At 47.9% G+C, this 11,850-nt stretch carries 13 protein-coding genes; 1 reads left to right on the top strand and 12 read right to left on the bottom strand.

The window, feature by feature from the left end; genetic code table 11:
* Position 1: 1 nt before the first annotated feature.
* The 4 genes from rapZ to M654_RS03730 all read right to left on the bottom strand — a co-directional run bounded on the left by rapZ (position 2) and on the right by M654_RS03730 (position 4,376).
* Positions 2-889, bottom strand: coding sequence for an RNase adapter RapZ (gene rapZ, locus M654_RS03745; RefSeq protein ID WP_026588880.1), 888 nt, complete (start codon positions 887-889; stop codon positions 2-4).
* 18 nt (positions 890-907) lie between these two features.
* Positions 908-1,381 carry an 8-oxo-dGTP diphosphatase gene (locus M654_RS03740; RefSeq protein ID WP_142246078.1) on the bottom strand — a complete coding sequence of 158 codons (474 nt, stop codon included), beginning with the start codon at positions 1,379-1,381 and terminating at the stop codon, positions 908-910.
* A 407-nt stretch (positions 1,382-1,788) separates the two neighbouring features.
* Positions 1,789-2,739, bottom strand: coding sequence for a thioredoxin-disulfide reductase (gene trxB, locus M654_RS03735; protein WP_026588882.1), 951 nt, complete (start codon positions 2,737-2,739; stop codon positions 1,789-1,791).
* A 176-nt stretch (positions 2,740-2,915) separates the two neighbouring features.
* Positions 2,916-4,376: a tetratricopeptide repeat protein gene (locus tag M654_RS03730; protein ID WP_026588883.1), complete on the bottom strand. Its 1,461-nt coding sequence runs from the start codon at positions 4,374-4,376 to the stop codon at positions 2,916-2,918.
* A gap of 298 nt (positions 4,377-4,674) precedes the next feature.
* Here M654_RS03730 and M654_RS03725 point away from each other — a divergent pair, with 298 nt between their 5' ends.
* On the top strand, positions 4,675-5,169 hold the full coding sequence (locus M654_RS03725; RefSeq protein ID WP_026588884.1) for a GNAT family N-acetyltransferase: 495 nt from the start codon (positions 4,675-4,677) through the stop codon (positions 5,167-5,169).
* Between the two features lie 38 nt (positions 5,170-5,207).
* On the opposite strand, the gene hisIE is transcribed toward M654_RS03725, so the two are convergent.
* Genes hisIE through M654_RS03685 form a run of 8 tightly spaced genes read right to left on the bottom strand, consistent with a single transcriptional unit; the run spans position 5,208 to position 11,632 of the window.
* On the bottom strand, positions 5,208-5,837 hold the full coding sequence (gene hisIE, locus M654_RS03720; protein ID WP_026588885.1) for a bifunctional phosphoribosyl-AMP cyclohydrolase/phosphoribosyl-ATP diphosphatase HisIE: 630 nt from the start codon (positions 5,835-5,837) through the stop codon (positions 5,208-5,210).
* Positions 5,834-6,592 carry an imidazole glycerol phosphate synthase subunit HisF gene (hisF, locus tag M654_RS03715; RefSeq protein ID WP_026588886.1) on the bottom strand — a complete coding sequence of 253 codons (759 nt, stop codon included), beginning with the start codon at positions 6,590-6,592 and terminating at the stop codon, positions 5,834-5,836. Before hisF ends, hisIE begins: the two co-directional genes overlap by 4 nt.
* Positions 6,589-7,326, bottom strand: a complete 738-nt coding sequence (hisA, locus tag M654_RS03710) for a 1-(5-phosphoribosyl)-5-[(5-phosphoribosylamino)methylideneamino]imidazole-4-carboxamide isomerase (protein WP_026588887.1) — start codon at positions 7,324-7,326, stop codon at positions 6,589-6,591. Before hisA ends, hisF begins: the two co-directional genes overlap by 4 nt.
* A complete protein-coding gene (gene hisH, locus M654_RS03705; protein ID WP_026588888.1) occupies positions 7,323-7,961 on the bottom strand; it encodes an imidazole glycerol phosphate synthase subunit HisH in 639 nt (212 codons plus the stop codon). The genes hisA and hisH overlap by 4 nt, the downstream gene beginning before the upstream one ends.
* Positions 7,962-8,546 (bottom strand): imidazoleglycerol-phosphate dehydratase HisB, encoded by a 585-nt coding sequence (gene hisB, locus M654_RS03700; RefSeq protein ID WP_026588889.1) that lies wholly within the window; start codon positions 8,544-8,546, stop codon positions 7,962-7,964.
* Positions 8,543-9,826 (bottom strand): histidinol dehydrogenase, encoded by a 1,284-nt coding sequence (gene hisD / locus M654_RS03695; protein ID WP_026588890.1) that lies wholly within the window; start codon positions 9,824-9,826, stop codon positions 8,543-8,545. Before hisD ends, hisB begins: the two co-directional genes overlap by 4 nt.
* Positions 9,823-10,464, bottom strand: a complete 642-nt coding sequence (gene hisG / locus M654_RS03690) for an ATP phosphoribosyltransferase (protein WP_026588891.1) — start codon at positions 10,462-10,464, stop codon at positions 9,823-9,825. The genes hisD and hisG overlap by 4 nt, the downstream gene beginning before the upstream one ends.
* Positions 10,457-11,632 carry an ATP phosphoribosyltransferase regulatory subunit gene (locus tag M654_RS03685; protein ID WP_026588892.1) on the bottom strand — a complete coding sequence of 392 codons (1,176 nt, stop codon included), beginning with the start codon at positions 11,630-11,632 and terminating at the stop codon, positions 10,457-10,459. Before M654_RS03685 ends, hisG begins: the two co-directional genes overlap by 8 nt.
* Between the last annotated feature and the right edge of the window lie 218 nt (positions 11,633-11,850).

Genomic DNA, 11,850 nt, shown 5'->3' with positions numbered 1-11,850 from the left:
GCTATTTTCTGCTCTTTTTCTCGATGTCCCGGTGAGTAACATGAGTATAGAAGTCCTTTTTAAAATAATCGGAAAGATATTCCGCAAGCGTCACAGAGCGGTGCTGACCGCCTGTGCAGCCGATCGCAATCACGAGCTGGCTTTTTCCTTCGCGCTTGTACGAAGGGAGCATAAAGCTTAAAAGATCAGTCAGCTTTTCAAGAAACTTTTGCGTTTCATTCCATTTCATCACATAGGAAGACACTTCGTGATCCTTGCCTGTCAGCGGCCTCATGCTGTCAATGTAGTACGGGTTCGGCAAAAACCTCACATCAAATACAAGGTCGGCGTCAATCGGAATTCCGTATTTAAAACCGAATGACATGACGTTTACCGTAAAGGTGTGTCCCGCGTCAGTCGCAAAGTGCTGGACGATTTTTTCGCGAAGATCCCTCGGCTTCATATCAGATGTGTCATAAATAATCTGTGATCGGCCTTTCAGTTCCTCCAAAAGCTCGCGTTCGGTTTCGATTCCCTCAAGCGGCAGTCCTGTCGTGGCGAGAGGGTGTGACCGCCTTGTTTCTTTATACCTTGACACAAGAATCGAATCCTTTGCATCCAAAAATAAAATGCGCGGGGTGATCCAAGACGTTTCACCGATTTCATCAAGCGCCTCAATCAGGCTGTCAAAAAACTCCCTTCCGCGCAAATCCATCACAAGAGCCACCTTGCTCATTTTTGAACTTGACTCTTTCATCAGCTCCAAAAACTTCGGGAGCAAGGACGGCGGCAGATTATCGACACAGAAAAAACCGAGGTCTTCAAAACTTTGAATCGCCACTGTTTTCCCTGCTCCAGACATACCGGTTATTATCACAAGCTGAATGTCATGGCTTCCGTTTGCATTCATGCTTTTCCCCCCTTAAGCTTAGTCGCGCTGCGGATCCAGACGGTAGGACAGCAGTTCAAAGTCAGGTGTATAAGTAAAGGTGCCGTGAAGCAGACCCTTGCCTTTCATCATAAAGTCAAGTATGTGAACATCGCCGGGCGCCATCGGCAAATTCTCTATGTCCTCTGTCTGATGCCATTTAATGATGCCTTCCTCAGACTCCTCCACATGCTTTCCAGTATAATGATCGGCGACGAACGTGAACATCATCCATTCTGATACAACCTGATCATTTTCTTTTATGATGAAGGTGAATATTCCTTTCAGCTTCGGGTTTAACACATACAGGCCCGTCTCTTCGCGGTATTCTCTGATGACGGCGTCCCTTACCGTTTCCCCGCGTTCCATTTTCCCGCCGGGAGCCACCCACCAGCCTCTGCGCGGTTTTTGCAGCAAAAGGACTTGATCATCGGAAATCAGCACACAATTCGTCACTCTTTGCAAGTCTGTCACCCATCCTTTAATTCCTTCAATTCTTTTTTCTATTATACCGTTTCCTGGAGCCAGTCACAATGAACATGCAGTCCAACTGTAAAAAACGTCTTTTCCTGGATGAATCCGGCCATTTTGAATACGCGGACCGGCAGATTGCAGAACAGGGATAAACAAGAAAATGAAAGCGCTTGCGAAAACTGTTCTTGCATTCTATTTTACAGCAAAATCCGCCTGTTCATCGCGTAAATATGAACAAATTGCGAAAATTTGTAAAAAGTGATCCGGTCAAAAAAAGGACACGGATTATGACAATCCGTGCCAAAAGAATTCATTATAAAAGGGGGTCAATTACTGTACCAATCATAACGAATTTTTGTTTCACTGGTGTTACAGCGCGGTTAAAACATGATGACGATTAAATGGCGTTATTTTACAGCCTTTTCTTTTTCATTCAGCTCTTCAATGTAATGCTGAACACTCTGTGCGGCAATGCTTCCATCGCCTGTTGCAGTAACGATTTGGCGAAGGGTTTTTTCACGGATGTCCCCGGCGGCGTAGATGCCATCGACTTTTGTTTCCATCTGTTCGTTTGTTACAATGTAGCCCTCTTCATTTGTAATGCCGAGGTTTTTAAACGGCTCTGACAGCGGCAGCATGCCGATGTAGATAAAGACGCCATCCGTACGGAATTCTTCTTCCTCGCCTGTGACGGTATCAACAAGCGTCACTTTGCCGACTTTTCCGTCTTGTTCGTGGATTTCCTTGACCGTCTTGTTCCACTTGAAGTCGATCTTTTCGTTGTCAAACGCCCGGGCCTGAAGAATGCTTTGCGCTCTCAGTTTATCGCGGCGGTGAACAATCGTTACTTTTGAAGCGAAACGGGTTAAGTAGACGCCTTCTTCTACAGCAGAATCTCCGCCTCCGACAACGACGAGCTCTTTGTTTTTAAAGAATGCGCCGTCACATACCGCACAATAGGAAACGCCGCGGCCGCCGAGCTCTTTTTCGCCCGGAACGCCGAGCTTCTTGTATTCAGCGCCGGCTGTGATGATGACAGCACGGGCTTTGAATTCTTTGGAACCGGCTTTGACGATCTTCGTGTCTCCGTTGTCAACGACTTCTTTGATATCGCCGTATGCGTATTCCGCTCCGAATTTTTTCGCGTGCTCAAACATTTTATTTGAAAGTTCAGGCCCCAGAATGCTTTCAAACCCCGGATAGTTCTCAACATCCTCTGTATTGGCCATTTGTCCGCCGGGAACCCCTCTTTCAACCATCAATGTTGACAGGTTCGCCCTCGATGTATAGACGGCCGCTGTCATTCCTGCAGGACCCGCTCCTATAATAATGCAGTCATAAATCTTTTCTTCTGACACAATGTTCACTCCTTCATGAATCTTCTTGCTGCTTTTGTCGGCAAGCAGTCCAATCCTCTTCAAATAAGATTCCCTTCTTGTATCTTCCTTACCCATATCCTATAAAATATCATGAATAAGCGCTATCTTTTTGCTCACACAATAAGAAAACAGGCTGAACGTCCGTTCATACCTGTTTATAGATGCTCTTTTAATGTACGTTCATATTTGGAAAGCGTTCCCGGCGAGATGTGAAAAAGCTTTGCCGTTTCAGCTTTGGTGAGGCGCTCATGGTGCGCTGTTTTCCAGATGAAATAGATGGCCGCGGCCAAACCGCCGGCGTTTTTCAGCTGAAGGCCGTAAGCCCTGATCTGCTGAATGACATGGAATATCCAAAAGCACATCGCTTCCTGTTCGATTGCGGATCTGTCCGCCTCTTCAATCGCTTTTGCCGTCCTGTACGCAAGAAGCGCCTCCTTCGATGCGGCGGCTTCTCCGTTTTCACCGTACAGCACGAGCCTGATAAACTGGTCTTCAAACGTCGTTTTGGCCATTTTTGAATCAAGCACGGCTTTAAGCTGTTCTTTTTCCCCTTTTCTTCCGCTGATATAGTATGCGGCAAGGCGTTCTTCAAGCGTGCGCTGAACGGGGGTTTTTTCCCGCCGTTCTTTCCACGGCTCCATGCGGGCGGCATCAGGGTGCTCCTCCTGCATCTTTTTCCATACGGAGCGGGCAAACTGGGTGCGGCCTGTAAAGTATGCGGAGCAGGAGAGCCAGTAATAAAAGGTTTCATCTCCTTCAAAACCCATACGGTAAAGAGATTTCAGCCATTTAAAACCGAGATCGTGCCTGCCGACGAGCGAAAGTGTGGCCCCGAGCTTATACCTTTGTTCAATCAGCATCGGATAAATATTGGAGAGCTGTTCAGAAAGCTCTTTAACCTTGTCGTCTTTTCGCTCATAATGGTAAAAAATAAGCAGATTGCATAGCGCATGCAGGTTTCCATGGCTTTTTTCCAAAACGGTAAAAATCGTCGCCTTGGCTTTTTGGACGTCGCCCGCATAAAAATACGCAAGCGCCAAATTGTTGTAAGCCGACCAAAATTCCGGATAATCGGCGATAATCTCTTCTAGCATCACGATGGATTCCTGAAGCTGTCCGTTCTCAAGCAGCGACTTCGCCCGATCCTGTTTCAGGATCAAATCATCCTGATCATACTCCGAGAAGCCTTGACCTTCTTCCCCCATATCCAATAAATCAAGGAGCTCTGCGTTTTCCGCGCTGAATTCACCGTTTGGGTCTTCTTTCAAATACGTCTCTGCCGCTTTATAAGCTTCCTGGAAAAGGCCGAGATGAGCATAGTTGTTCGCTTTAAAATAGTAGCATTCCGTCATTTTTTCATTCATGTTTTTCAATATAAAATCTAAAAGTTCATTTGACTGCTGGTAAAAGCCCATTTCTGTATAAATGACGGCAAGCTGACTCAGCATGCCCGTGTTGTCGGGCTCAAGAAAAATCGCTCTCTGAATGAGCTTGCTCGCGCGGGATAAATTTCGTTCTCTGTACGCTTTCAGCCCTTTATGATATAAATATTGTCCGTCTTGAAACAGCTGGACAATCGTCGTGTTTTTTTGGTGTTCAGAAGTGTACTTTCCCACAGATACCCTCCAATTCAAACTGTATACCGTGAGTAGTATAACATAGTTTCCAGCAGGCTTAACAGGTCAAAAACAAGTTTCGAGAAAATTCTCTCCAATTTCCACTTTTACCAGCGGATTTTGACTTTTTTCTCCCTGATGCATGCAGCTGTCATCTGCTCCGCACACGCTTTATATCGGATGTTAAGCCGTTATTTTTCATCATTATTTTCCAGCGAATCATTCCGTAAAAAAGAGTTTTTTGCCTCAGAATATTGAAATTCTATAGATGACGAATATACGTTCCCGTTATATGATAATAAAAAAGGGGGGACATGATTTGGACAACAAGCTGGAACTTGTGCATTTTTCCGAGGAACATCTGCCCGTATTGCTTGCGTTCGAGCTTCCGGAAGAACAAAGCCGATTTACCGCTTTTCCTAAAGATGTATTAAGCCCGGCAGACGGACAGCATCCAATCGTGATTTTAAATGAAGGGACACCCGTGGGATTCTTTATTCTACACACAAGCGACAGGGTGAAAGATTATACGAAAAACCGTAAGGCAATGCTGCTGACAGCTTTATCAATCGATTATAAACAGCAAGGTAAAGGCTTCGGCACAATGGGGATGCTCAAACTTCCGGAATTCACCGGCAGGGAATTCAGCCAATGTGATGAAATCGTTTTAGCCGTCAATCATAAAAACACTGCGGCACAGCGTCTGTATGGGAAAGCAGGCTTTAAAGACACCGGAGAAAGAAAAATGGGCCCTATCGGAGAGCAGCTGGTGATGAGCCTGAACATCGGGTGAAAAACGGACAAAAGGGGTACAAGCCCCTTTTGGTCAAATCATTCGTTTCCTTCATGACGTTTTTTCAATACGTCTAACACTTCATCAAGCGGGAGTGACTGTTCCCTTAAAAGGACAAGCAGATGATAGAGGAGATCCGCCGCTTCCCATTTCAATTCTTCATGATTCCGGTTTTTTGCAGCGATTATAACTTCCGCAGCTTCTTCGCCGACTTTTTTCAAAATCTTATCTACGCCTTCCCGAAACAAATATGTCGTGTAAGCTCCTTCAGGCATTTCAGCCTGACGCTCGGCAATCACTGATTCAAGTTCGTTTATGATCGCGAAACGGTCTCCTCCGGCTGTCTTGTGTCCGTCCAATGAAGTAAAACAGCTGTACGTTCCTTTATGGCAGGCCGGACCTGCCGGTTCAACAAGCACGACAAGCGCATCCTGATCACAGTCCAGGCGGATATCCTTGACACGCTGGATATTGCCCGATGTGGCTCCTTTGTGCCACAGCTCTCCGCGTGAGCGGCTGTAAAACCATGTTTCCTTTGTATCCAGTGTTTTTTGGAACGATTCTTTGTTCATATAAGCCAGGGTCAGCACTTCTTTGCTTGCTGCATCCTGGACGATCGCCGGGATTAAACCAGCTTCATTAAAATTCAATTCTTCTGCCGTTATCATCTGATATTCACCCCGCGCTCTTTTAAATAAGCTTTCACTTCTTTGACAGATGTTTCTTTATAATGAAAAATTGAAGCGGCCAGAGCGGCGTCTGCTTGGCCCTCTTCAAATACCGCGTGCATATGCGCGGCGCTTCCCGCGCCTCCCGATGCAATGACTGGGACCGGAACCGCTTCTGATACAAGCTTTGTCAGCCTGTGGTCAAAGCCGGTTTTCTCCCCGTCTGAATCCATGCTTGTCAACAGGATTTCACCGGCGCCCCGCCGAACGGCTTCCTTCGCCCATGATGCAGCTTCAAGATCGTTTTTTTTTCGGCCGCCATGGGTGTATACAAAATATTGGCCCGCGTCTTGATCATATTTCGCATCAATGGCGACGACAATGCATTGCGAGCCGAAGAATGCCGCACCTTCTGCGATCAGTTCAGGGCGGAGAACAGCCGCTGTGTTGACGGACACTTTGTCCGCTCCCGCCCGCAAAATTGTTTTCATATCCTCAAGATGATTGATGCCCCCGCCGACAGTAAACGGAATGGCGAGCTTTGCCGCCACTCTTTCCACAACGTCAACCATCGTTTTTCTCCCTTCATGAGAAGCGGAAATATCGAGAAAAACGAGTTCATCAGCGCCTTCTTTGTCATATATCTCAGCAAGTTCGACCGGATCACCGGCATCTTTCAGTTCAAGAAACTGAATGCCCTTGACAACCCGGCCGTCCTTCACATCCAGACATGGAATAATTCGCTTTGTGATCACTTGCTTCCCACCCTTTCAAGCGCTGCAGACACGGTGAATTTGTTTGTATAAAGAGCTTTTCCGACAATGGCGCCGCTGACGCCGTCTGCGCTGCGGATCGCCAATGCTTCAAGGTCGGCGAGGGAGCTGACGCCTCCGGAGGCAATCACCTGCTTGCCGGTTGCTTTTGCAAGCTGAACCGTGCTGTCGATATTCGGCCCGGACAGCATACCGTCCGTTGCAATATCGGTAAAGATAAAAACCTCCGCACCTTCTCCTGCAAGCTCACGGCCAAGCTCTTCCGCTTTCACGGCCGATGTTTCAAGCCAGCCTTCCGTCGAGACAAACCCGTCTCTTGCATCAAGTCCGATGGCGATGTGATGCCGATATGTATTCAGCATCCTTTTGACAAAATCCGGGTTTGAAACGGCTGAGCTTCCTAAAATAACCCTTTCTACGCCTTGTGACAAATATTCATAGACATCTTTTTCGGTTCTGATGCCGCCGCCGACCTGTACATCGACATTCAGCTCATTGGCGATCCTTACCACATGGCTGTCATTTACTTTTTTCCCTTCCCTGGCGCCGTCCAAATCAACAAGATGAATCCAATCGGCGCCTTCGCCGGCAAAAAGAGACGCCATTTCCAGCGGGGAATCGCCGTATACCGTTTCTTTTGCATAGTCTCCCTGTACAAGCCTTACACATTTTCCATTTCTCATATCGATGGCAGGATATAATGTAAATCCGCTCATTTTTTCACCTTCTGTTCTTCTGTCAGCTGTTGGAACCGTGTTAAAATCGACATTCCGACCGTGCTGCTTTTTTCCGGATGAAATTGGGCGCCGTACACATTGCCTAAACCTACGACGGCGGGAATGCGAACACCGTAATCCGCACTGGCCAGCAATGCTTCTTCATCCATACCGCTGATATAGTAGGAATGGACAAAATACGCGTACCCTTCCTCAGTTTCCTGCAAAAGCGGTGAATCGCGATGAACCGTCAGGCGGTTCCAGCCCATGTGCGGGACTTTCAGGCGGTTTCCGGCTTGATCGCTCCCCTTCAGCTTGATGGCTTTCCCTTTTAACAGTCCGAGACCTTCTGTTGTTCCCTGCTCCTCGCTTTCGGCGAACAAAAGCTGCATCCCTAGGCAGATGCCGAGAAGAAGCTTTCCTTCACTGACAGCGTCCCGAATAAAGGGGATCAGGTCTGTTTTATGCAAAATCTCCATCGCATCCCGGAAAGCGCCGACACCGGGAAGGATGTAGCTGTCAGCTTTCTGAAGCTCGCCTGGCGACTCCGATACAAAATAAGGGGCATCAATCCGCTCAAGCGCTTTAGAAACGCTGTACAAATTGCCCATTCCATAGTCAATGACACCGATCATTTACAGCATTCCTTTCGTTGATGGAATTCCTTTGACACGTGGATCAATCATTGTCGCTTCATCAAGCGCGCGTCCCAGCGCTTTAAAAATCGCTTCGATGATGTGGTGTGTATTTGTGCCGTAATGAACGATCACATGAAGGTTCATCCTTGCTTCGAGAGCCAGCTTCCATAAAAATTCGTGGACAAGCTCCGTATCAAATGTTCCTACCTTCTGGCTCGGAAACTCGGCCCTGAATTCAAGATGCGGCCTGTTGCTTAAATCGACAGCGACTTGGGCGAGCGCTTCATCCATCGGCACTAAACTTGAACCGTAGCGCTTGATGCCTTTTTTATCGCCGAGCGCTTCCAAAAGCGCCTGCCCCAGGCATATGCCGATGTCTTCTGTTGTATGGTGATCATCGATTTCCACATCGCCTTTTGCATCAACAGAAAAATCAAATTGTCCGTGTTTTGTAAATAAATCAAGCATATGCGTCATAAAGGGGACATCTGTTTGAATGTCTGCTTTTCCTTCTCCATCGATGTTAAAGGACAATTTAATGTCTGTCTCATTCGTTTTTCTTGCCCGTTCGGCTTTTCTCATCGGTCTTCCTCCCGGTTTCTGAATTCGATTGCTCTGGCATGGGCTTCAAGCCCTTCCAATCTGGCGAAGGCTGCGATTTTTTCAGCGTTTTCCGCAAACGCTTCCTTGCTGTATGAAATGATGCTGGATCGCTTTTGAAAGTCTGTGACATTGAGCGGGCTTGAAAATTTGGCCGTTCCGTTTGTCGGCAGCACATGGTTCGGGCCCGCAAAATAATCACCGACAGGTTCGGAACTGTAGCGCCCCAGGAAAATGGCGCCTGCGTGTCTGATCTTCCCTAGCAGCGCCTCAGGGTGAGCCGTTAAAATCTCCAAGTGTTCAGGAGCAAGCTCGTTCACCGCAGAGACCGCATCATCAAGCGTATCTGCAACATAAATGCGGCCGTAGTCCTCAATCGACTGACGGGCAATCTCTTTTCGCGGCAGACGCTCAAGCTGCTGCTCGATCTCTTGTTGAACCGCTTCGGCAAGCAGACGGGAGTCGGTGACAAGAATGCTTGAAGCCATTGTGTCATGTTCAGCCTGTGACAGAAGATCAGCGGCCACCTCCCGCGGGTCTGCCGTCTGATCGGCAAGCACCGCGATTTCGCTTGGCCCTGCAATCATGTCAATATCAACCTGGCCGAATACTTCCCGCTTTGCCAAAGCGACATAAATATTCCCCGGCCCCGTAATCTTATCAACGGGCAGAATCGTTTCCGTTCCGTATGCCAATGCCGCGATCGCCTGTGCACCACCGATTTTGCACATTTCTGCTATGCCGAGCTCGGCCGCCGCAACCAAAACACCGGGAGACAATTTGCCGTCTTTTCCTGGCGGGGAGACGAGGACGATCCGCTTGACGCCCGCGACAAGTGCAGGGATCACATTCATCATGACAGATGATGGATAAGCGGCGGTCCCGCCTGGTACATAAACACCGGCTGAATCCAGCGGCGTGATCTTTTGGCCGAGCATCGTCCCGTCCTTCCGGTGATAAAACCACGAAGATGACAGCTGGCGTTCATGGTACTCTTTGATATTGAAGATCGCCGCTTTTAAGGTGGTGAGATCACTTTGTTTCAGCTTGCCGTATGCTTCTTCAATCTCCTGTGCAGAAACGCGGAAATCGGCAATATCGACTCCGTCGAACTGCCGGGTATAAGCAGAAAGAGCCGCGTCTCCATTTTTCTTCACTTCTTCAATGATCGCACAGACCGCTTTTCTCTGTTCTTCCGTCCCGGAGCTGATGGAACGTTTTAATGAAACAGCCGCGTTTCCGCTGATGGATATAATCTTCATTTTGTCTTTTCCCCTTCCACAATGAGAGACAGCCGTGAAGCCATTTCATCGATCACTTCATCCTTCATTCGGTAGCTGACAGGGTTTACGATCAACCGGGACGTGATCTCACAAATCTTTTCTGTTTCTACAAGACCATTTTCCCGCAAAGTCTGCCCCGTCGACACAATGTCAACGATCCTGTCGGCAAGGCCGATGAGCGGAGCGAGCTCAATCGAGCCGTTGAGCTTGATGATTTCCACCTGCTCTCCCTGTTCCCTGAAATAGCTTGATGCGACGTTTGGATATTTCGTCGCGACCCGCGGTGCAACTCCGCCGGCCGCCGCCAGAGGCAGGCCGGCCACAGCAAGGTGGCATTTGCTGATTTTCAAATCAAGCACCTCATACACATCACGCTCTTCTTCAAGCATGACATCTTTGCCGGCGATTCCGACATCAGCCACTCCATGCTCAACATATGTCGCCACATCCATCGGCTTGGCGAGAATAAAGCGAAGGTTTTCTTCAGGGACATCAAGAATCAGCTTTCTTGAATCATCGAATTCTTCCGGAAGCTGATAGCCGGCTTGCCGCAGCAATCCGGCGGCTTCTTCAAAAATCCGTCCTTTCGGCATCGCAATCGTCAATTCCTTATCCATGCTGTTCTTCCTTTCTGGCCCCGATAAAATAGGTTACATTTTGAAAAGATTTGGTCATCCGGTCGATATTTTCGATTCCCGCTAAATCCTGCACAACGACTTTTTTGCCTTTCAGCCGCTCTTCTTCGGCAAATTTGATCGCTTCCGCCCGCTGTTCTGTGCTGAAAATCACGACATCCATGTCTTCCTGCTCCTCGTCTGGGTTCAAAGCTTCCAGAAGCCTGTCGATCCTGATTCCAAAGCCGGTGGCCGCGGCCGGAGAGCCGAAATGACCGAGAAGCTGATCATAGCGGCCGCCGTTTCCGATTGGAAAGCCGACGTTTTCGGCATAAACTTCAAATAAAATGCCCGTGTAATAGCTCATATGGCTGACCATGCTGAAATCGAGTTTGATATCATTCGTACATCCGTAGTCACCGAGCGTTTCCCAAAGCGTCTCAAGTTCTGTGATCGCATTTTTTCCTTTTTCGGAATCGACGAGCTGCTCTGCTTTGCCGCACGTTTCAATACCGCCCCTAAGCTTCAGCAGCTCAAGCAGTCTGCTTTTATCGATGGATGATAAATTCAGCGACTTCACATGCTCACGATAACCGACATAGTTCTTTTCATATAAATACCTTCTCAGCACTTGCGCCCTTTCTTCATTGCCCAATACCTCCATAAACAAAGCATCGGCAATGCCGACATGACCGATCGAGATTTTAAAAGAGGACAGCCCCGCCTTTTTCAGCGAGAAAATCACGAGTGCGATCACTTCGGCATCAGCGCTTGTCGATCCATCGCCGATCAGTTCGACCCCTACCTGTTCGAATTCAGCGGGGCGGCCGCCTTCGCGTTCCTGAGCCCGGAAAACGTTCGCCGCATATCCGACTCGGAGCGGATGGTTTTCTTTATGGAGCTTGGACGCCGCCACCCTTGCAATCGGTGTGGTCATGTCAGGCCTTAAAACAAGGGTTTTCCCCTCCTGATCCAGGAGCTTAAAAAGCTGCTGGTCTAATATCGCCGATTGAACACCGACGGTATCATAAAACTCCAGCGTAGGCGTCTCTACAAACTGATATCCCCACAAAACCATAACCTCTGTCAAAGATGAACGCACCTTTTTCTTTGTTTCATAAAGTTCAGGCAAAGTGTCTCTCATGCCGTACGGTTTTTCGAACATAAACATATACACTTGCACCCCCATATACGCTAGAAGGAATATTCCGAATCCTTTAGTTCGCTAATATGATAATATGCTAACAGATAAAAGAATCAAAAGCAACAGATGATATTCAAATGGGCCATGGGGCTGGGCAATTCTTTCTTTTATTTCATGAACAGCTTGATGATATAATAAAAAAGGACTACTTATTTACGGTTAATCAGCATTGTATGAACAGGAGA

Origin of the sequence: Bacillus sp. NSP9.1 (assembly GCF_000465465.2) — a bacterium.
Taxonomy (GTDB): Bacteria; Bacillota; Bacilli; order Bacillales; family Bacillaceae; genus Bacillus; species Bacillus sonorensis_A.
Note: the sequence above shows the minus strand (reverse complement) of the source record. Positions and strands in the feature narration are given on the sequence as shown.